This window comes from Parabacteroides sp. AF18-52 (genome assembly GCF_003479145.1).
Taxonomy (GTDB): Bacteria; Bacteroidota; Bacteroidia; order Bacteroidales; family Tannerellaceae; genus Parabacteroides; species Parabacteroides faecis.
On sequence record NZ_QUGR01000016.1, the window covers coordinates 55,538 to 75,788 of the forward strand.

The following is a 20,251-nucleotide window of genomic DNA, read 5'->3' on the forward strand; positions in this document are numbered from 1 at the left end:
AAAAGCATAATTAAAAAAGTAATGAAAACACTGGTACACACAGAGAAAGAACATATCGAGGAGATTATCCGTAGCTGCGACGTCTGCTTTGTCGGGCTGGCAGATACAGATGACACACCTTACGTCATTCCCATGAACTTTGGTTATCAGAATGGTGTTATTTATTTACATTCAGCGCAGGAAGGCAGAAGTATCTCTATCCTGGAACGGAACCCGAAGGTGTGTGTCACCTTCAGTACCGACCACGACCTGGTATTCCAGCATCCCGAAGTGGCTTGTAGTTACCGCATGCGTTCCAAAAGCGTCATAGGCTGGGGAGAAGTGCGGTTTGAAGAGGATTTCGACAAGAAAACAGAGGCGTTGAATATTATTATGAAGCAGTATTCGGACAAAGAATTTCGTTATTCCGATCCGGCAGTAAAGAATGTAAAAATATGGCTGGTAGACCTCGATGAAGTAACATGCAAAGAGTTCGGGGCACCACACAAGAAATACTAAACATTTAAGAGAATGAATTTATGAAGAATTTGTTAGCAATATTTTTAATGGCACTCCTGTTCGCTTCATGCGAAGGACCAATGGGACCTCCGGGAAAAGACGGAGATGATGGTAGCAAAACCTATTGGATATTTGACAAGGATATACCTGTCGAGTCAGGTGACTGGGAATTAGTTGATAATGGGGGTGAACCTTTTTATATGTTCCAGTACAGGATTTCAGATGAAGATTTCGATCTGTATCAGGATGCTTATGACGAAGGTCTGATTACTTGCTATATGTATCTGGATTATAATACAAGTAAAGAAGCACAAACCGCATTACCTAATCCTGTTAATCGAATAGATAAAGATAATAATATCTGGACAGAAACTTATGCTGCCGAATATACAAAAGACGGATTCATCATCTTTAAGGTGACATTCTCCGATTTCTTTACTGATCAACGGCCGCCGGAAACACATTTCAAAGCAGTTATTACCTATTAAAAGTACGCATATATCAGATATTTAATGTACTTTTGCCCAAAATAAGACTTTCAAAATAATGGGATTGCAAAAGCATAGCAAGGTACTGAATGAAACAGTAGAGAAGCTTTCGGACGAGAGCTCATACAAACAACTGTTTCATGCATACCGTGACGAAGAGGCATTACCTTCGGGAGAAGTACTGAAGGACATCATAGACCTGTGCCGCGCAATCCTGTTTCCGGGTTACTACGGGAATGCACGGATCAGCAAGCAAACCCTCCGTTTCCATACCGGAGTGAACGTAGAAACCCTGCACACCCTACTCTGCCAGCAGATCTATGCAGGACTTTGCCTGGCCGACACAAGTTGTACATCCTGTCCGGAAGAGAAAATACAAGCCCATGCGGAGGAACTTACCGAAGCATTTATCTCTACCCTGCCGGAAATGCGAAGCCTGCTCGCGACCGATGCCGAAGCCGCCTACAACGGCGACCCTGCAGCACAGAACATCAGCGAAGTCATATTCTGCTATCCCGGATTCCGGGCAATCTGTAACTACCGCATCGCACACCAGCTCTATAAGCTACGTGTCCCTTTCATCCCCCGTATGATCACCGAAATGGCTCATTCCGAGACAGGTATCGACATCCATCCGGGAGCTGAGATCGGACACTATTTCTCTATCGACCACGGAACAGGAACCGTGATAGGCGAAACCAGTATCATCGGGAACCGCGTACGTATTTTCCAGGGCGTCAGCCTTGCCGGAGAGAAACTGCCCCCCGACGAAAACGGGAATGCTATCCGCGGCGTAGCCCGTCATCCGATTCTGGAAGACGACGTAACCGTCTATTCCAATGCCACTTTGCTGGGCAGGATACGGATCGGCAAGGGAGCTACGGTCTGCGGTAACGTATGGATCACCGGCGATATTCCTCCCGGCGATGTTATAACACAAAATAAAGTAACTAAATAATATCTTTTCTTACAACGCACACAAATGAATAACGAGACATTTGAAATGGTGGCCAAAACCCTGTACGGGTTAGAAGAAATACTGGCCGGTGAGTTATTAGCTATAGGTGCCAACGACATAGAGATTGGCCGTCGTATGGTATCCTTCACAGGAGATAAAGAAGTCCTTTACAGGGCGAACTTCTGCTGCCGTACCGCCTTACGCATCCTGAAGCCTATCTATCACTTTAAGGCGAAAGATGCCGATACGGTTTATAAAGAAGTAAAAAAGGTCGCATGGGAAAACTACATGTCACTGGATAAAACCTTCGCGATCGACTCCGTGATCTACTCGGAAGATTTCAATCACTCCAAATTCGTGGCTTACCGTACCAAAGATGCGATTGTCGACTACTTCATGGAGAAGCACAACAAGCGCCCGTCCGTACGTGTGAACAATCCCGATTTATATATCAACATACATATCTCCCACAACGATTGTACCTTGTCTATCGACAGTTCCGGCGAGAGCCTCCACAAACGTGGTTACCGTGTGGAACAGACGGAAGCACCCTTGAACGAAGTGCTGGCTGCCGGTATGATCCTGAAAACAGGCTGGAAAGGCGAATCGAACTTCGTCGATCCGATGTGTGGTTCCGGTACCTTGCTGATCGAAGCAGCCATGATCGCCCTGAACATCGCTCCGGGTATCCACCGCAAAGAGTTTGCTTTCGAAAAATGGATCGACTTCGACCAGGAACTGTTCGACCGTATCTATAACGACGAGAGCAAGGAACGCGAGTTCACCTTCAAATGCTACGGCTCGGATATCAACCCGGCGGCCATCGAGATCGCCCAGAAGAATATCCGCAGCGCCGGACTGGCTAAATATATCGACCTGAAAGTGTTGCCTTTCCAACAATTTACGGAAGCACCACAGCCGGGTATCATGGTAACCAACCCTCCTTATGGCGAACGTATCTCCACCCGCGACCTACTAGGTCTCTATACGATGATCGGCGAACGCATCAAACATGTATTCACCGGTTATAAAGTATGGATACTCAGTTACAAAGACGAATGCTTCGACAAGATTGGCCTGCGCCCTAATGAGAAAATGAAACTGATCAACGGTTCGCTCGATTGTGAATACCGTTGCTACGATATCTTTGAAGGAAAGAACAAAGACTATAAGAAAGCACTGAGCGAAGAAGGGGAAACACCATCCGACTCACGGCCCAAGACTGAGTTCCCAAGAAAAGAGTACGGAAGCCGGAATAACGACCGCCCATTCTCTTCAACACGCCCCAACATGAAGTACGACCGCATGGATAGTCCTGCCCGCCGCTTTGCTGCCGCTCATAGCGAAGATGAAGAAGAACGCGCAGCAGCAACACCCGGAAAACGTTATTTTGGAGAAGAGCGCAATGACGGGCGTCCGATGCGTAAGCAGTTTGGAGGCGAGCGCCCGGATCGCAAGCCTTTTGGCGAAAGACCGGCAAAGATGCGCTATAAGACGGAAGACGGAAAAAACGGCGACCGGAAGAGGTTCAACTCCAACCGGAAGCGCTTCGATGACCGTCCGGACAAACGGAATTTCGGCGACAGTTCCTTCAAGAAAACATTCAAAAAGAGAGAGGATGATTCAGAAGATTAAATCATCACTGCTACTTTGTGCATTTGTTTTATCTACACCTATAACATTGATGGCACAGGACAAACAGTTCACCTTACACGACCTGATCCCCGGGGGGAAAACGCACAGCCGTTTTGTTCCTGAGAATCGGCCGGGGTTACAATGGGCCGGCGACATGTATATATATGTAGAGAAGAACAGTGTAATAGGAGCCAAGCCAAAGCACTATCCCGAAATACGCGTCAGCCGCTCCGGACTGAACCAGGCGTTGCAGGCTGCCGGCCTCGATTCCGTGGCCCGTATGCCGTCGTTCTCGGTTCCTTATAAAGGGAAACAGATATTGGCCTTTACCCAGAAACAGCATCGTATCCATTACGATATGCAGGAAGGGAAAGTCGTTGCCGATTATCGACTGGATAAAGCAGGAAGCAATTACGAGTTCTGCCCGGCAAACAGTTACCTGGCATTCACGGACGGGAATAATATCAAAATCCTTTCACCGGACAATCAGACCAGCATTGTTACACGTGAAACAAAAGACGGTATTGTCTGCGGACAGACCGTTCACCAGCGGGAGTTCGGTATTAACAAAGGGCTGTTCTGGTCGCCGAAAGGCTCTGCCCTAGCCTTTTACCGGATGGATGAAAGTATGGTAACCGATTATCCCATCGTGAATATCGATGCCCGTTGTGCCAAAGCGGAACCGCGGAAGTATCCGATGGCAGGCATGAAGAGCCATGAAGTAACCGTCGGCATCTATAACCTGTCGAACGGGGAGACTGTCTGGCTGCAAACCGGAACACCGAAAGAGAAGTATCTGACAAATATAGCCTGGAGTCCGGACGAGAAAAGTATCTATATCGCCGAGCTGAACCGCGACCAGAATGAAATGCAACTGGTCCGTTATTCCGCCCTGACCGGCGAGAAAGAGGCCGATCTGTTCACTGAAAAGAACGACCGGTATGTAGAGCCGCAACACCCGGTGCTCTTCCTCCCCAACGACCCGGATAAATTTATCTGGCAGAGCCAGCGCGACGGCTACAACCATCTGTATCTCTATGATACCAGTGGTAAGCTGCTCAAACAACTAACCAAAGGAGACTGGATCGTAATGAATGTTTTGGGCTTCGACCCGAAAGGTGAAAACCTGTTCATCACGTCCACACAACCACATCCGCTGAGTTCGTTTAGTTACGGGACACCACTAAACATCAACGGCTGGCGATTGGAGATGAAGAAAGGGGAGACTCATCTGATATCCGGAGGCACAGGTTTACGGGGGGTACACAACCTCTCGATCAGCCCGGACGGGAAATATGCCATCGACAATTATTCCACTCCCGATGTTCCCCGAAAGATAGAGATCGTACAGACGAAAAACAGAAAGACGATAGAAACCCTACTGACAGCTGAAAATCCGTACGAAGGTTATGCCCTACCCGAGATCGAAGTCGGTACTATCAAAGCTGCCGACGGTGTAACGAATCTCAACTACCGCCTGGTCAAACCGGTCGGACTGGATGAAAACAAAAAATATCCCGCCATTATCTATGTGTACGGCGGCCCGCATGCCCAACTGATTACCGGCGACTTTATGAACGGCGTACGGGGATGGGATATCTATATGGCCCAACGCGGATACGTCATGCTGACGGTAGACAGCAGGGGATCGGCCAACCGCGGATTTGAATTTGAAAGTGTTATCCACCGCAACCTCGGTGTCAACGAGATGGCGGACCAGATCAAAGGGGTAGACTTCCTCAAATCGCTCCCGTATGTGGATGCCGACCGTATCGGTGTGCATGGCTGGAGCTACGGCGGTTTCATGACTACCAACCTGATGCTTTCATACCCGGAAATATTCAAGGTAGGCGTTGCAGGCGGTCCGGTGATCGACTGGAGTAACTACGAGATCATGTACGGTGAACGGTATATGGACCGTCCGCAGGATAATCCCGAAGGATATAAGAATGCCAACATGAAGTTGAAGGCAGGCAACCTGAAAGGACACCTCCTGATGATCCACGGCGACATCGACCCTGTGGTTGTATGGCAACACAGCCTGGGCTTCCTGAAAGCCTGCGTGGATGCCGATACGTATCCGGACTATTTCGTCTACCCGCGCCATCAGCACAACGTGACCGGCAAAGACCGCCCGCATCTGTATGAGAAGATTACGCGATACTTTGACGACTACCTTAAATAGTTGACAGTTGACAAATGACAGTTGACAGTTAAGTTTCAAGGATGGCTTTAAGCTCAGTTCAATTGCCGTCTGCTTTAACTGAGGCTAAACATTCGATATTGCAATATAACAATAATAATAAATTACAACGATATGAACATTCTGTTATTAGGCTCCGGCGGCCGCGAACATGCAATAGCCTGGAAAATTGCTCAAAGTCCGAAAACGGACAAGTTATTCATTGCTCCCGGCAACGCAGGTACGGCTCAGGTGGGAACCAATGTAGCTATCAAGGCAGACGATTTCCAGGCCATCAAAGACTTCGTATTGGCCAACAATGTGAATATGGTAGTTGTAGGTCCGGAAGACCCATTGGTAAAAGGTGTTTACGACTTCTTCAAAAACGACGCTTCACTGGCAGGTATCCCTGTGATCGGCCCGTCGAAGGAAGGCGCACAGCTGGAAGGCAGCAAGGATTTCGCCAAAGCGTTCATGATGCGCCACAACATTCCGACTGCCCGCTATAAGAGTATTTCAGCCGAAAACCTGGAAGAAGGATATGCTTTCCTTGAATCGCTGGAAGCTCCTTATGTGCTGAAAGCCGACGGACTGGCAGCCGGAAAAGGGGTGCTGATCCTCAACACACTGGAAGAAGCGAAAAAGGAACTGGCCAACATGCTGGACGGTATGTTCGGCGATGCCAGCAAGACAGTCCTTATCGAAGAGTTCATGACAGGTATCGAATGCTCCGTATTCGTCATGACCGACGGTACAAACTACAAAGTGCTCCCGGTAGCCAAAGATTATAAACGTATCGGCGAAGGTAACACAGGCCTCAACACCGGCGGTATGGGGGCTGTTTCTCCCGTTCCTTTTGCCGACGAAGCATATATGGCAAAGGTAGACGAACAAATCATCCGCCCGACCATCGAAGGACTGAAGGCGGAAGGTATCGACTATAAAGGTTTCATCTTCCTCGGCCTGATCAACGAAAACGATCCGAAGGTGATCGAATACAATTGCCGCATGGGCGACCCGGAGACAGAAGTAGTCATGCTCCGTATCCAGAGCGACCTGGTAGACCTGCTGGAAGGGATAGCCGAAGGTAACCTCGACAGCCGCACCCTGGTTCACGACCCGCGTGCAGCCGTTACAGTCATGCTGGTAAGCGGCGGTTACCCTGAAGCGTATGAAAAAGGCAAAATAATCTATGGACTGGATGACGTGCCATCCGACAATATCCTCTTTCATGCCGGCACCATCGCTGCCAGCGGACGTATCCTGACCAACGGTGGACGCGTCATCGCCGTCAGCTCATACGGAGCCAACAAGGAAGAGGCCCTTGCCCGCTCATTTGCCGGAGCAAAGACCATCCTATTCGACCGGAAGTATTTCCGTAAAGACATCGGGTTCGATCTGTAAGTAAGTTTAAATATTATCAGATGTGAATGTAGGGGCGGGGTCTGCCCGCCCATCTTCACCGGTTGTTATATTATTGTCGCAAAAGGCGGGCAAACCCCGCCCCTACAGAACCTGTTATTTGGGTTCAATTATTTCTAATTCAGAATGAACAATACATACCATTACTCCCGCAGGCACAGTATATCAGGCACAGGCACTTTTGTGGTTGTGCTGGTGGCTTGTATTGCCTGCTGGATCGTAAGCTATTTCAACTCGGTCGGCTACCCGGTATACGGAGAGGTGACAGCCCCTCCCCTGTGGAATGCTATCTGCCAGGTATTGCCCGGCAAGGCTTTCACGTATACCATCGGTATGCTGTTGATGTTCGGGGGAGCCTTCCTGCTCCACCGTGCCAACTATATCCTGGTGCTGATCCGCGAAAAGACGCTGCTGCCTTTCCTGTTCTACGTACTGTTCATCAGCACCAATCCGGACTTCCTGCCGTTGAAGTCCACCTCGCTCGGTGTATTCTGCCTGATACTCGCTATCTACCAGCTATTCACCTCCTACCACGACCCCCATGCCAAAAGCAACGCCTACAATACCGCCTTGCTGATCGGGATCGGGAGTTTGTTGTGGGTGCATATTCTTTGGTTCATTCCCATCTTCTGGATAGGGATGTATAATTTCAGGACGCTGAATATCCGGACATTCCTTGCCTCCCTGCTGGGAGTAGGTACCGTTTACTGGTTCCTGTTCGCCTGGTGCGTCTGGTTCCGTGACTTTACGCCGTTCACCATCCCGTTTGCGGGCTTGTTTAAGATACGTTTCCTGATGGCTACAGGGATCGGGTTGCTCGACTGGATAGGTATTGCGGCCGTAGCTCTTTTAACAGCGGTTTCCGCCATCAATATCATTACGCACGAATATGAGGATGTTTTACGTACACGCCAATTCTTATCCTTCCTTATCGTTCTGTCGATATGGGCATTCGGGCTCTATTTCCTTTACGAACAAGCATCGGAAGAATTTCTGGAAACAGCCTGTGTCCCGGCTTCGATACTGATCGCCCACTTCTTTACCGTGATGCGGGGCAGGATCGTTTTCTGGACATTCTATGCAACAATCGTGCTTTATTTTATCCTCTTATTTTTACGTATATGGAATTTCTGATAGAATACGGATATATCGGGGTGTTTATCGCCTCTTTCCTCGCTGCCACCATCCTGCCCTTCAGCAGCGAAGTCGTACTGACCGGCGTACTGCTGGCAGGTTCGGCCTACTGGCCCTGTATGGTAGCCGCGACCTTGGGTAATTTCCTGGGCGGCATGAGTTGTTACTGGCTCGGTATGCTGGGTAAAGTGGAATGGATTGAGAAATACCTCAAACTGGATGCCAAAAAGCTGCAAAAGGTACAAGAATGGATTGCGGGAAAAGGCTCGTGGATGGGCTTCTTCGTCTTCCTGCCGGGCATCGGCGACTTCATCGCAGTGGCACTGGGTTTCCTCCGCGCCAACATCTGGATCGTCGCCATCTCCATGTTCCTGGGCAAAGCCATCCGCTACTGGGTGTGGATGGAGTTCGTGTATAAGGTGCAAAGCATGTTTTAAAGGACTATAGTGAGAGGATATCCGACACTATAATCCTAATCTACCTGACACTATAAACCTATAGTGTCCAGCACTACTGTGTTATCCGTAGCTTGAAAATTATTCAGCCAGCCACTGGTTCAGTTGCGTCAAAATCTTTTCCTTGATGTCTTCCGGCATATTACCGATACGTGAACGGTGGCTACCACGGGGCTGGAAATAGACTTGCTCATTCTTCTTCCCTTTGAATACCGGGGCATGGGCAGCGCTCCACGGATCGATCTCGCCATAGATGAAGATCATCTTCGGATCATTGTCTTTCAAGAAGTTATATATCTTATGATAAAGAGCCGGACGGAATTCTACCTTGTCTACCAGTTCTTTCGGAAGCATGATGCGGTTGAGGTATCCTTTGCTGCTCTCTATGGTCAGGTACTTTTTAAAGGGTTTGGTGTCATAACCGTAATAGCCCAGTTCGCGGGCTGCCTGTACAAAGAAAGAGATATTCGGCTGGTTCTCGGCAAAATAGTCGGAACTGCTGATATCCATCAGATGTTTGAACAGCGCTTCCGTATCGGCATGCACGGAAGGAATTACGGAAACCGATGTTCCCCATTGCCACAAGGCGAAAGGATATTCCAGTACACAATAATCCAGCACTTCTGCCATCGGGATACGGTATTCCAAGCCTTTTTCTTTGGAGAGCGCTTCGAGTAAAGGGAGCATTTCAGCTTTGCGGCTCAACACTTCTGTTTGAAAATTCTTTATCCTGTTACGTTCTTTCTTTGTGCCGACTTTACGGAGGAACGGTTCGTGACGACCGTCTTCCACTCCCTTACACAGCGGACCGACATACGGAACGGAGATATCGACATCATCGGGAAAGAAAGCACGGTAAAGCATGGTGGTCTGGCCGCCCTTGCTGATACCGGTACTGATCCATTTGCCGGTATAAAGCTGTTTGAATGTCTGATTGACGTTATGCAGGTCGTAAGCGGAATTTTCGGCAGTCAGGTAATCCCAGTTGCAAGGTTCGGGAGTAGACTCCAGGAAATAACGGTACTCCACAAAGACCAGGTTGGCGTTCAACAGCTTCGTCAACTCTTCCTCATATTTGGGATTGAGGGCATAGGCACCGCCGTAACCTTCCGTTACCAGGACAGTCGGACGATCGAAACCGACATGACCGATAACGACACGCTGGGTAAAAGTGCCTGCTTCCGGATGCTTCGGGTCGATGGGTTGGGTGATACGTACCAGGTACTTCTCCGGATAGACATCCGATTCGAGTTGTTCGATGTTACTGATCCCTTTCAGGGAGGCAAGCTTCTCTTTCAAATCGCCCGGTGAAGCAAAAGCCACCAGGGTACACAGAAAAGAGAGGAGCAGAAGATGAAATGTTCTTCTCATGGTTTATCTTTCTTGTTGTTTATAATTCTTCGTTTATTAATGATCGTACGGATCAATCCTTCATATTTCGCCCGTTTTACGGCCGACCTGGCAAAGATACGATTATAATCTTCACGGGTAAAGTCCGCCAGGTCTTCTTTTTTAAAGGAAAGGAAAGCAGGCGACGGGGTAAAAGCCTCTTCACGGGTAGGAACAGCAAAACGGTTCCAGGGGCAGACCTCCTGGCAGGTATCGCAGCCGTAAAGACGGTCGCCCAGGCGGGAGGCAAGCTCCGAAGGGATATCGCCTTTATGTTCGATAGTGAGGTAAGAGATACATTTGTTCGCATTCAGATGGCCGGCAGACTCCAAGGCACCCGTCGGACAGGCGTCGAGACAACGGCGGCAGTCGCCGCAACGATTCTCCTGAGGGCTGTCGTAATCGAGTTCCAGCGTAGTGACGATCTCACCGAGGAAGAAGAAAGAGCCTTTACCGGGGATGATAAGATTAGTATTTTTGCCGATCCAGCCAAGGCCGGCTTTCCAGGCCCAATAACGTTCGAGAAGGGGGGCGGAGTCGGTGAAGGCACGGGCTTCCGGAGCAGGTTCTATAGACGGAAGAAGTTCTTCCGTGATGTATTGCCAGAGTTGGCGGAGTTTGTCTTTCAGTACGATATGGTAGTCTTTTCCGTAGGCGTAATAGGAGATACGGGGAGCATCGGGAGATTGTTTCTGTGCCGGATAATAATTAAGAGCGACAGAGATGACGGAACGGGCACCTTCAATCAATCCGGCGGGATTCAGACGGATATCGCGGTAGTTCTCCATATATTTCATCCCTGCATGATACCCTTCAGCTATCCAGCGGTCAAAAAACAAAGCTTCGGTGTCTGCGGAAGAGACCTCAGCTATTCCGCAGGCATCGAAGCCCAATTCTTTCGCTTTCTTCTTTATGCTGACAGATAGATTCATTATCTACTCGAATACCTTGAACACATACCCTTCTTTCTGTAGCCATTCGATGGCACGGGGCATCGCTTCACGCATGTTCGTTTCGGCTTTGAGGGAATCGTGGAAGACGATGACAGAGCCGTTGCGGGTATAGTTTTTTACCACGTTGAAGACACCGTTCGGCGTCATATGCGGACTGTAATCGCGGGTCACCACGTCCCACATGATAATCTTGTATTTCTTCCGCAAGGCTACCACCTGCGGGAAACGCATATGACCATGCGGCGGCCGGTACAGGTCGCTGTGGATATATCCGGCAGCCTGCTCGATGTCATCCAGGTAATTCTTCGTCCAATATTGAAGCCCCTGAATATGATGGTAGGTGTGATTGCCTACCCGGTGTCCGCGATCGAGCACCATCTGATAAACTTCAGGGTGTTTGCGGACATTGTCTCCTACACAGAAGAAGGTCGCCTTCACACCATATTTGTCGAGTATATCCAAAACCCAAGGGGTAACCTCGGGAATAGGGCCGTCGTCGAAGGTGAGATATACACACTTCTCCTTGGCCGGTATCCGCCAGATTACCCCTGGGAACAGGACCCTGTAGAACCAGGGCGGTTGTTCTATAAACATATATTACTTATTTCCGCGAACCGAACCGTAAGCCATCCGGTAGTTGTCAAACTCTTCCTGATACTTCTTAGCAAATTCGGGGTTATAATGTTTGCTGACTGCCAGAACTTGCTGCATGACGGCCAGGTTATGTTCCAACTCTCTTGTCACAGAAGCCAGCTGAGACGGTCTCAGACGGAAGAACCAGTCGATATTCCGCATGGCATTTTCTGCAATTCCGGTAAAGATCTCTTCAGCCTTTTCTGTCTCATCCAGCGCATAATACAACTCACCGGTAGAAAGAGCCGTATAATCCAACGGAACATTTTCCGGCGGCAATACTTCCATACTCTTATTCAACACGTTCAACGCTTTCTCATTCTTGCCTTCCTTCAACAGGTCTTCAGCCAGTTTATTGAACAATGCCATACGGTAGCTCTTACACATACGCATCACGTTCTCATCGATATAAACACCCGGTTTATCTACACCACCCCATTTGAATTTGTTCATCACATTGTCGTACATCTTCTCTGTGTTGGTGTTTTTGTCCGCTTGCTTCGGAACGATCTGGTAAGCCAGACCTGTCTGTTCAAAGTAACCGTCCAGGCCGACGAACTGGTCGGGGTTCACTGTGATCGCATAGTAGATGGGACGTTCCCAGTTGTTGGTCTGCAACATATCCAGGATGATCAGTTCCTGTTTACCCAGCGCTGTCTTTCCTTTCAGGTTGATAGTCATCTCTGTCAGCAGATCGGTAGAGTCGGCAAGACCTTTCGCCAGTGCCGTAGCCGAATCGACTTTATAGATCAGTGTCTCTGAAGGAATATAATCGAGTTCCTGGTTGAATCCCGGTATCTTCTTGAATTTCGGGTCATTGCTGCGTACGAAATTCAAACCTGTGCTCAGGTCGATAGGTTTATCCATCATCGGAACGATATAGGCGGCATCACGTGTGCCTTGTATATAATCCGCACGATCCCATGAGATAGGCAGCGGAGTCGATTCGTAAGCCTGTTTCTTCATCTGGTCGATATACCAGTCTGTCTGCAGGTAACTGGTGTTACATACGCGGACATCGGTACGGATACCTTCCACTTCCTGTGCATACCACAACGGGAATGTATCGTTATCGCCATTGGTGAAGATCACTGCATTCGGTTCACACGATTCCAGATAGTTGGCTCCGAAATCACGGCAAACGTAGCGTCCTGAACGATCGTGATCGTCCCAGTTCTGTCCTGCCATCTGGATAGGAACGAACAGGCATAATACGGTTGCAATGGAACCGGCAGCCACAGCAGGCAACTTTCCATACTTCTCGATCAGCTTGGCCAGTGCCGCGACACCGAATCCGATCCAGATACAGAACGCATAGAAGGAACCTGCATACGCATAGTCTCGTTCACGCGGCTGATACGGTGTCTGATTCAGATAAAGCACGATAGCGATACCTGTCATAAAGAACAGGAAGAAAGTGATCCAGAAACTCTGGATACCCCGCTGACCGGAATAAGCCTGATACAACAAGCCCAGGATACCGAGCAGAAGCGGCAGCATATAATAAACATTATGTCCTTTATTATTCGCGATATCGGACGGCATGTTATCCTGCGGGCCGACAAGCACCTCGTCGATCGCCTTGATACCGGTGATCCAGTTACCGTTCATCACCTCGCCATTTCCCTGAATATCGTTCTGACGTCCGGAGAAGTTCCACATAAAGTAACGCCAGTACATGAAGTTCAGCTGGTAAGCAAAGAAATAACGCAGGTTTTCGGCAAACGTCGGTTTCATCACTGTCACATTCTCACCGCAACGGTTGAACTTCACCGGTTCTCCCTTAAACTGCGACCATTCCTTATAGGCCCCCACATGTGAATCGACATTGCTGTACATACGCGGGAAAAGCATATTCAACTCATCCACATATTCGTATTCAACATCGTGACGAGAAACGAAATATTTATCTTTCTCTTTCGGATCTTTCTTAATCACGCGGCTCCATACGGCTTCACCTTCCTTCGTGACAGGAGCACAATTACCGCCCTGGTTCTCACGTTTTACCTCCGAGGCAAATGTCTGTCCGTAGATCAACGGTGTCTTACCGTATTGTTCGCGGGCCAGATAAGAACGCAGCGTGAAGATATCGCTCGGCGCATTCTGGTTCATCGGGGTATCCGCCGTTGCACGGATCATCGTCAGTGCATAAGAAGAATAACCGACAACGATCACCATCAGGCAAACTAATATAGTATTCAGCAATTTGATATTGACTTTCTTGCTCATGAACAGGTAAGCCGTCAATGCAGCTGTCAGGATCACAGCGATCACATAACCGCTACCGATAAACGGAACACCTACCAGCACGATCGCTACGATAAAAGCAATCTTCATACGCGTCGGATTTATCTCATCGCGCATCGTTTCCCAGATGGCCCAGATCAAGACGCCCGACAAAGCAATCACATACGCGAAGACGCCCGAATTGTAAGGCATACCCAGTACATTTACGAACAACAGTTCGAAATAACCGCATACCTCGACCAGTCCCTGAACGACCCCATACATCATCAATCCGACGATAGCAAAAGAAACCAACAACGCATAGATGGTCCCTTTCATTGTAGGATTCGGGAATTTCTTATAATAATAAACCAGGACGATAGCCGGGATACAAAGCAGGTTCAACAGGTGGACACCGATACTCAATCCCATCAGGTAAGCGATCAGTACGATCCAACGGTCGGCATGCGGACGGTCGGCCGCCTCTTCCCATTTAAGGATCAACCAGAAAACCAATGCCGTGAACAGAGAAGAATAGGCATATACCTCACCTTCTACCGCACTGAACCAGAATGTATCGCTAAAGGTATAAGCCAACGCACCTACCAGACCGCTACCCATGATAGTGATCATTTTACCTAATGAGATTTCGTCCTCATCGTTCACCATGATCTTACGGGCCAGGTGCGTAATACTCCAGAACAGGAATAAAATGGTCAGCCCACTGAAGAGTGCCGACATCGAATTCACCATTTTTGCCACCATGGAAGTATCCGACGCAAGTTGCGTGAACAGGTTAGCCGTCAACATAAAGAACGGTGCTCCGGGCGGGTGCCCTACTTCCAGTTTAAAAGCTGAAGAAATGAACTCACCACAATCCCAGAAACTGGCAGTGGGTTCGATAGTCATCAAATAAACGGTAGAGGCGATCAGAAAAACAACCCACCCCAACACGTTGTTGATTAGTTTATACTTTCTCATGTTTGTATAAAGTGTGATAATTAAATTGTCAATATATGCTATCCTCACACGGACAGTCGGCCGCAAAGGTAAGCATTTACGTTTAATACCAACGCCTTAATACTCCATAAATTGTATTGAAGAGATTAGAATTATATTAAAAAAAACCTGATTTTTAAGTGACTGAAGATGACAATTGTATGACAGAAATGTCAGATAGCAAAAACTGCCATTCCATCGTTCATAACACCTCTCTCTTCAGAAAATCAACATTTCGTATGCTTTCTCTTTTGACAACATCTTTCAACAGATATCACAACTTTCCTTTGCCTGCAAACTCCGTAAAACATGTTCAAAACCATCGATATCTTGTATCTCATCAACAAACAGGTAATTATCAGCTTTATCGATTATCCGGTCTTTCAGGTAAGCAAATAAGTCTTCATCATTTCGGATCATGCGGAACTCTTAAAAGGTTTTATTCTTTTACTATATGTTCTATAATCTTCATATTTTTATAAGTTATACTTGATAAACGATACAAATATAGGAATTTTATTAAGTATAACTTATAAACACCTCCGTTATCGTCAGTTTATAAGTTATGATTAAAAGTCCTTATTTCATTCTTCGACGATCATCCAATCCCCGATCGTCCGTGTGGCACTGTCAAAATTAATACCGACCTTCACAATGCGCCGCCCGTCTTTGTTATAAGGAATCGCATATTGCCTGCTCTCGATTTGAGCCAAAGCCTCTGCTGCTGTTCCGTCATATTTAAATTCTAATACATAGATAGCATCCCGCATTTTTATAACTACATCCGCACGACCGACAGCACTCTTTACTTCCGTTTCCACATACATCCCCATCAGGCGGAACAACAGGTAAAAGATAGTCTGATAATGTTTTTCAGTCTTGTTCTCCAAATCGTTCGGGATAGAAGCAAAGAAAGAGCGGGTACGCTCCAGGCAACTCTCGATATCACCTTTGCGCAAATCGCGTATAAACGAAACGACATAAAAAGTATTGCTCTGCCCCGGCAACCCGATATAGGCGGGAAGCAACGATTCGATAAAACCCTTACGCACCTCGCCATTGGGATATGCCAACCAATAAGTTTGAAAGTCCGGATCATATCCTTTTATCGTTAAATAACCGCTCTGATAAAGAACAGGTATAGGACTCGTGATACGTTCCGTCGGTGCGTCAAACTGCTCATCGGTAGCTTCCACCCCATCCAGTTCACGAACATCGAAGTCCACTTCCTGTAATAAATCGATGAGAAAGGTAGGTGTACCCGTAGAGAACCAATAATTCTTGTATTCTTTCGAATCAAAAGCATTGAACAAGCTGAACGGATTGTAAATATCCTCACACCGTTTGCTGAAATGATAGCCATCATATTGCCGCTTCAAATGATCGCGAGCCTCTTCAAAAGTCTCCCCATTAGCCGCAGCCATCCATTCAATATCAGGTTCCAGTTCCGTCAGCAACTCCTGTTCGGTAATACCGCATATCGTACTGAATTCATCGCGCATACTGATATTTTTCAAGTTATTCAGTTCACTGAAGATACTCATCTGGCTAAACTTGCTGATACCTGTGATAAAGAGGAATCGCAAGTATTGCCCCAGTCCCTTGAGCGGACTGAAAAACTTCCGCATCTCATTTCTAAGTTCTTGCTGCAAGGGTATATCGGAATTACTATCCAATAAAGGAGCATCGTATTCATCTACCAATACGACAATAGGCTTACCGGTCTGCTCGTATGCTCTTCTTATAATCCCCTGCAGACGGGCCGCAGGCGTTGTTTCCTCTTCTTCCTTCCCATACTCCTTTTCCCAACGTAACAAAAAGAGATTCAACTGTTCCTGCAAATCGAACAGATTCGTATATTTCGTTAAACTGAAATCTATGTGCAGGATAGGATATATCTCCCAGCTTTTTTCCAATCGCTCCATAGCCAGTCCGGAGAAAAGTTCTTTTTTCCCCTGGAAATAAGCCTCCAGCGTAGAAACCAGCAGACTCTTCCCAAACCGTCGCGGGCGGCTCAGGAAATATACACTATCGGTATTCGCCAACCGATAGACCAGTTCGGTCTTGTCCACATACACACAATTCCGTTTCCTCAACTGCTCGAAATTCTGGATCCCGATCGGATAACGCCTGTAGTTCGCTTCCATATTCTTCAGTTTACTTATTTTGATACGATAACAAAGATAGTAATTTCAGGCATAAAAGACAAGTAATCTTTTCTTGACGATAAATCAACGTCAAATCCGATACTCGTACATTTGGGAATTCCCCGCCTTACCATTGAAAAACAGCACTTCCATAAGCACCTCCACCCAAATCATCTGCATTGTAGCTCCAACGAGTATTATTTCCATCAGGGTTATTGGCATACCACCAGTTTGTAAGTGTGGAGCCAACCGTCCCCGTCCAGCAAATATAATTCTCACCCTCCCTGAGCTCACCGGTTTTACAATGAAAGTTTAGCACATAGGGAGAAGCAGATCCGGGATACATACTGATATCTGATCTTACCTGTGCTCCGCCGGTAAAAACAGCACTTCCTCCCTGATCGGAATCGATAGTCATATATGCGTCAGCACGTGTAGTTATTATATCTGGCTCATTCGAACTGATCTCATATTTAAGATTAGGTGCAGTTTTTTTAATAAGGGCACCCTGACGTTCTGTAACCATCAGAACCTGTGAACACAAAGGATCATTCAATGCTTTCTTTATCTGCAGATTTATATCATACAACTCTCCTTTTAATTTTGAAATATGCCCCGGATAAATTCTCAACAGATCGGTCACCTCCTTACCTGCACTTAGTTCAAATTCATCTGATTCATTCACTAATATATAAGGTCGCAACAATGCGTAAGTCTCATCATAACTCCTTGAAGAGTACATCTTTTCATCCTCATCAAACCTACACGCACTTAAAACAGCACACACCGCAACCAACAAAAGTAATAAAGGGAATTTCAAATTTAGAGTTCTCATGACCTACCTTGTATTTAAGTTTACATTATGTAAGATGAGATTATATTCAAAACCGCTGCATACGTTGAAAATAAAAATATTCAGTTACTTTTTGAGTATATCTGGAGCTAACACAGTCCAATATTCAATGCAAAATTTTCGAGTGTGGAAGAATATTTTTATCTTTGGGGAGATATTTTCGAGTATGGAAGAATATTTTGCATTAATGCAGCGGTATAATTTCTGGAATGGGAATGTACCGGAATTAGGGTTTATCAGGCATAGTTATACTGATAAGATATATGGAAACTGGTGCTTTACCGGAATTGTTTGTTTTACCCAACAATGAGACTAAACGAAATTATATTGCTGCTATTAAGGATACTGTTTCTAATTATATAGGATACATCGAAGATACTTTTTTGATTCATAAGGCAGAACGATATGATATAAGAGGGAAAGATACAATTTCCGGTAACTGTAAATATTATATTAACGACCTGTCTTTTAAAAATTATCTTTATCCCGGATTTGCTTATGGTACAGGATACAACGAACAGACAATCCGTCGCGAATATGCATCTTTAGAAGCCATTCCTGATAATTATGAAAAATATGTAGTTTCCCTTGATGATATTTCATTCCCTTTAAATCAGGGGATAAAACATATTCAGGCATGGAAACTGGCGAATGAGATTTATTAAAAGACAGCTTCTTAGTTAAGCACAAATTTACCGGGAACCATAAACCTCATTCGCTATCTGATAATTATTTCTTTATCTCTTTGCGAGCCTGGTCCAACATGATAGCTTTTCGGATCTTAAAATTTATTCGCAGAGATTCGGAAATATCCGCCCTTTGAAACCGTTTGATATCGGAGCCAGGACATGGAGAGCTGTTTCCCCTTTTCGTTTGCTGATCAGACTATTATCTAAAGCAAAGAGGAATATACTTTTTCCTGTTTGATTCTTAAGCAACCGGACAATAACCTCTTTCCCACCCTCTTCTTCATTCTTCACATATAACAGATAGTATTCATCCGTTTTTTCCTTTTTAATAAGATTACCTTTTAGAGATATAGGATACAATGTTTTCTCATAAAAGGCTTTACAATCAGATTCATTCCCTGTCAAGCCTTGCAGAAAAAGAAATAATAAAAGTAATAGTTTCATATCAACACCAGTTTATAATTAGAAATTCTTAAATGTAGCGAACATAAGCACCGGATTATTATCTTCCGGCAGTTGAACAGTATTTTCAGTAACCATCGAATTATATTCTAAAGGAGTTAAAGGAATAACAAACTTATTCCCAACACAACACATTGGTATCTCCGAATAATGACATTTATAAGCCTCTGATTCCTGCTGCAAATATAGATGATCCGTTTCTTTATCTATCACCAGATGATATTTATTTTCTCCATATATAAATTCAGCATAAATATGTGATCCGGATTCCAGTAAATGAAAATAGTGAACAAAATTCGCATCGTTTAATTTATTCATGAATTCAAGAGCATCCTTCCATTCAGTATCTATAAAATCCTGACTCACCCATTTTCCGGCAAAATCAAAAGAATAACGAGGTTTCATTTCCAAAGAGTCAATTGTATACACAGTAGGACTATATAATGGCAAACAAAGGATCTCACCATTTACATCCTGAAGAGTAACTCTTGAAGAAAAACAAATACTCAGAGGTTTATCATAAGGAAAATACTTATTGATTTCCCCGGTAAAGTCCTCTGAATTCACAGATACATTATATTGCCACTCTTTTTCATAAGAACAACGCTGAAAATCAAATGCATACTTTTCCCTATTTACTTGACAAAAATGTTGAGGTGTAGAAGAGACTGGCAGTTTTGTTTCTCCTACAAACTGCCCTTCCTTATCAAAAGTGACGATTTTCTTCTGCATAGCATCTAAGATTTTGATTGTTCCATCATACTTATTTATAGCAATATCTATAATCTGTGCATATTCCCCTGGCCCATTACCGATTGCGTCTATTTTGGAATAATATGTTCCATCATCATTAAAGATAAAGACCATATTAGTCAATCCATCCCAAACTATATATTTCTCATTGAGATATAAGATCCGATTGATTTTGCCGATTTCAAGATCCTCTTTTGTTTCCAAAGGGATATAAGCGACACTATCGAACATCGAATAAAATTCACTGTCCTGAGCTTCATCAACATTTACAATGTATATATGTTCCGCATTTCCATCCCGAGATGAACGGCACGAAAATAAAAAACAGATGGTTAATAATAAAGTTATAGATTTTTTCATACAGAATATAATTTT

The 20,251-nt window shown here is 45.8% G+C and carries 17 protein-coding genes and 1 pseudogene; 9 read left to right on the top strand and 9 right to left on the bottom strand.

Annotated features, from left to right (window positions below; translation table 11 throughout):
* Window positions 1-21: 21 nt before the first annotated feature.
* The 8 genes from DWX23_RS20095 to DWX23_RS20130 all read left to right on the top strand — a co-directional run bounded on the left by DWX23_RS20095 (window position 22) and on the right by DWX23_RS20130 (window position 8,754).
* A complete protein-coding gene (locus tag DWX23_RS20095) occupies window positions 22-498 on the top strand; it encodes a pyridoxamine 5'-phosphate oxidase family protein (protein WP_122375771.1) in 477 nt (158 codons plus the stop codon).
* A 20-nt stretch (window positions 499-518) separates the two neighbouring features.
* Entirely contained in the window at window positions 519-986 is a 468-nt protein-coding gene (locus DWX23_RS20100) for a hypothetical protein (protein WP_122375772.1), read from the top strand.
* A gap of 58 nt (window positions 987-1,044) precedes the next feature.
* The gene (locus DWX23_RS20105) at window positions 1,045-1,944 is read left to right on the top strand and encodes a serine O-acetyltransferase (protein WP_122375773.1); all 900 of its coding nucleotides are present in this window, start codon (window positions 1,045-1,047) and stop codon (window positions 1,942-1,944) included.
* 24 nt (window positions 1,945-1,968) lie between these two features.
* Window positions 1,969-3,579, top strand: coding sequence for a class I SAM-dependent RNA methyltransferase (locus DWX23_RS20110; protein WP_370450109.1), 1,611 nt, complete (start codon window positions 1,969-1,971; stop codon window positions 3,577-3,579).
* A complete protein-coding gene (locus DWX23_RS20115) occupies window positions 3,563-5,764 on the top strand; it encodes a DPP IV N-terminal domain-containing protein (protein ID WP_122375774.1) in 2,202 nt (733 codons plus the stop codon). The genes DWX23_RS20110 and DWX23_RS20115 overlap by 17 nt, the downstream gene beginning before the upstream one ends.
* Window positions 5,765-5,896: 132 nt before the next feature.
* The gene (gene purD / locus DWX23_RS20120) at window positions 5,897-7,165 is read left to right on the top strand and encodes a phosphoribosylamine--glycine ligase (RefSeq protein WP_122375775.1); all 1,269 of its coding nucleotides are present in this window, start codon (window positions 5,897-5,899) and stop codon (window positions 7,163-7,165) included.
* 144 nt (window positions 7,166-7,309) lie between these two features.
* Window positions 7,310-8,317, top strand: a complete 1,008-nt coding sequence (locus DWX23_RS20125) for a hypothetical protein (protein ID WP_122353239.1) — start codon at window positions 7,310-7,312, stop codon at window positions 8,315-8,317.
* The gene (locus DWX23_RS20130) at window positions 8,305-8,754 is read left to right on the top strand and encodes a YqaA family protein (RefSeq protein WP_122353240.1); all 450 of its coding nucleotides are present in this window, start codon (window positions 8,305-8,307) and stop codon (window positions 8,752-8,754) included. The genes DWX23_RS20125 and DWX23_RS20130 overlap by 13 nt, the downstream gene beginning before the upstream one ends.
* 99 nt (window positions 8,755-8,853) lie before the next feature.
* On the opposite strand, the gene DWX23_RS20135 is transcribed toward DWX23_RS20130, so the two are convergent.
* From DWX23_RS20135 to DWX23_RS20160, 7 genes are all read right to left on the bottom strand, one after another.
* Window positions 8,854-10,143 carry a S28 family serine protease gene (locus DWX23_RS20135; RefSeq protein ID WP_122375776.1) on the bottom strand — a complete coding sequence of 430 codons (1,290 nt, stop codon included), beginning with the start codon at window positions 10,141-10,143 and terminating at the stop codon, window positions 8,854-8,856.
* Window positions 10,140-11,093 (bottom strand): tRNA epoxyqueuosine(34) reductase QueG, encoded by a 954-nt coding sequence (gene queG / locus DWX23_RS20140; RefSeq protein ID WP_122375777.1) that lies wholly within the window; start codon window positions 11,091-11,093, stop codon window positions 10,140-10,142. Before queG ends, DWX23_RS20135 begins: the two co-directional genes overlap by 4 nt.
* Window positions 11,094-11,096: 3 nt before the next feature.
* Complete coding sequence (locus DWX23_RS20145; RefSeq protein WP_122375778.1) at window positions 11,097-11,708, bottom strand: polysaccharide deacetylase family protein; 612 nt, start codon at window positions 11,706-11,708, stop codon at window positions 11,097-11,099.
* A 3-nt stretch (window positions 11,709-11,711) separates the two neighbouring features.
* The gene (locus DWX23_RS20150) at window positions 11,712-14,954 is read right to left on the bottom strand and encodes a DUF2723 domain-containing protein (RefSeq protein WP_122375779.1); all 3,243 of its coding nucleotides are present in this window, start codon (window positions 14,952-14,954) and stop codon (window positions 11,712-11,714) included.
* A 282-nt stretch (window positions 14,955-15,236) separates the two neighbouring features.
* Window positions 15,237-15,392, bottom strand: a complete 156-nt coding sequence (locus tag DWX23_RS24910; RefSeq protein ID WP_158607103.1) for a hypothetical protein — start codon at window positions 15,390-15,392, stop codon at window positions 15,237-15,239.
* A gap of 164 nt (window positions 15,393-15,556) precedes the next feature.
* Window positions 15,557-17,119 carry an ATP-binding protein gene (locus DWX23_RS20155; protein ID WP_122375780.1) on the bottom strand — a complete coding sequence of 521 codons (1,563 nt, stop codon included), beginning with the start codon at window positions 17,117-17,119 and terminating at the stop codon, window positions 15,557-15,559.
* 127 nt (window positions 17,120-17,246) lie between these two features.
* Entirely contained in the window at window positions 17,247-17,954 is a 708-nt protein-coding gene (locus DWX23_RS20160; RefSeq protein WP_122375781.1) for a hypothetical protein, read from the bottom strand.
* A 278-nt stretch (window positions 17,955-18,232) separates the two neighbouring features.
* On the opposite strand from DWX23_RS20160, the pseudogene DWX23_RS20165 reads away from it, so the two are divergent.
* Window positions 18,233-18,637 (top strand): annotated as a pseudogene (locus DWX23_RS20165) (ATP-binding protein); the annotation flags it as partial.
* 123 nt (window positions 18,638-18,760) lie between these two features.
* On the opposite strand, the gene DWX23_RS20170 reads toward DWX23_RS20165, so the two are convergent.
* Both DWX23_RS20170 and DWX23_RS20175 read right to left on the bottom strand, forming a co-directional pair.
* Window positions 18,761-19,105: a hypothetical protein gene (locus DWX23_RS20170; RefSeq protein ID WP_122375782.1), complete on the bottom strand. Its 345-nt coding sequence runs from the start codon at window positions 19,103-19,105 to the stop codon at window positions 18,761-18,763.
* An 18-nt stretch (window positions 19,106-19,123) separates the two neighbouring features.
* Window positions 19,124-20,236 carry a 6-bladed beta-propeller gene (locus DWX23_RS20175; RefSeq protein WP_122375783.1) on the bottom strand — a complete coding sequence of 371 codons (1,113 nt, stop codon included), beginning with the start codon at window positions 20,234-20,236 and terminating at the stop codon, window positions 19,124-19,126.
* Window positions 20,237-20,251: the final 15 nt, after the last annotated feature.

Excerpts from the sequence above, each read along its gene's own strand:
- DWX23_RS20095 (WP_122375771.1), top strand. The coding sequence starts at position 22 with ATGAAAACACTGGTACACACAGAGAAAGAACATATCGAGGAGATTATC.
- DWX23_RS20100 (WP_122375772.1), top strand. The coding sequence starts at position 519 with ATGAAGAATTTGTTAGCAATATTTTTAATGGCACTCCTGTTCGCTTCA.
- DWX23_RS20105 (WP_122375773.1), top strand. The coding sequence starts at position 1,045 with ATGGGATTGCAAAAGCATAGCAAGGTACTGAATGAAACAGTAGAGAAG.
- DWX23_RS20110 (WP_370450109.1), top strand. The coding sequence starts at position 1,969 with ATGAATAACGAGACATTTGAAATGGTGGCCAAAACCCTGTACGGGTTA.
- DWX23_RS20115 (WP_122375774.1), top strand. The coding sequence starts at position 3,563 with ATGATTCAGAAGATTAAATCATCACTGCTACTTTGTGCATTTGTTTTA.
- purD (WP_122375775.1), top strand. The coding sequence starts at position 5,897 with ATGAACATTCTGTTATTAGGCTCCGGCGGCCGCGAACATGCAATAGCC.
- DWX23_RS20125 (WP_122353239.1), top strand. The coding sequence starts at position 7,310 with ATGAACAATACATACCATTACTCCCGCAGGCACAGTATATCAGGCACA.
- DWX23_RS20130 (WP_122353240.1), top strand. The coding sequence starts at position 8,305 with ATGGAATTTCTGATAGAATACGGATATATCGGGGTGTTTATCGCCTCT.
- DWX23_RS20135 (WP_122375776.1), bottom strand. The coding sequence starts at position 10,143 with ATGAGAAGAACATTTCATCTTCTGCTCCTCTCTTTTCTGTGTACCCTG.
- queG (WP_122375777.1), bottom strand. The coding sequence starts at position 11,093 with ATGAATCTATCTGTCAGCATAAAGAAGAAAGCGAAAGAATTGGGCTTC.
- DWX23_RS20145 (WP_122375778.1), bottom strand. The coding sequence starts at position 11,708 with ATGTTTATAGAACAACCGCCCTGGTTCTACAGGGTCCTGTTCCCAGGG.
- DWX23_RS20150 (WP_122375779.1), bottom strand. The coding sequence starts at position 14,954 with ATGAGAAAGTATAAACTAATCAACAACGTGTTGGGGTGGGTTGTTTTT.
- DWX23_RS24910 (WP_158607103.1), bottom strand. The coding sequence starts at position 15,392 with ATGATCCGAAATGATGAAGACTTATTTGCTTACCTGAAAGACCGGATA.
- DWX23_RS20155 (WP_122375780.1), bottom strand. The coding sequence starts at position 17,119 with ATGGAAGCGAACTACAGGCGTTATCCGATCGGGATCCAGAATTTCGAG.
- DWX23_RS20160 (WP_122375781.1), bottom strand. The coding sequence starts at position 17,954 with ATGAGAACTCTAAATTTGAAATTCCCTTTATTACTTTTGTTGGTTGCG.
- DWX23_RS20170 (WP_122375782.1), bottom strand. The coding sequence starts at position 19,105 with ATGAAACTATTACTTTTATTATTTCTTTTTCTGCAAGGCTTGACAGGG.
- DWX23_RS20175 (WP_122375783.1), bottom strand. The coding sequence starts at position 20,236 with ATGAAAAAATCTATAACTTTATTATTAACCATCTGTTTTTTATTTTCG.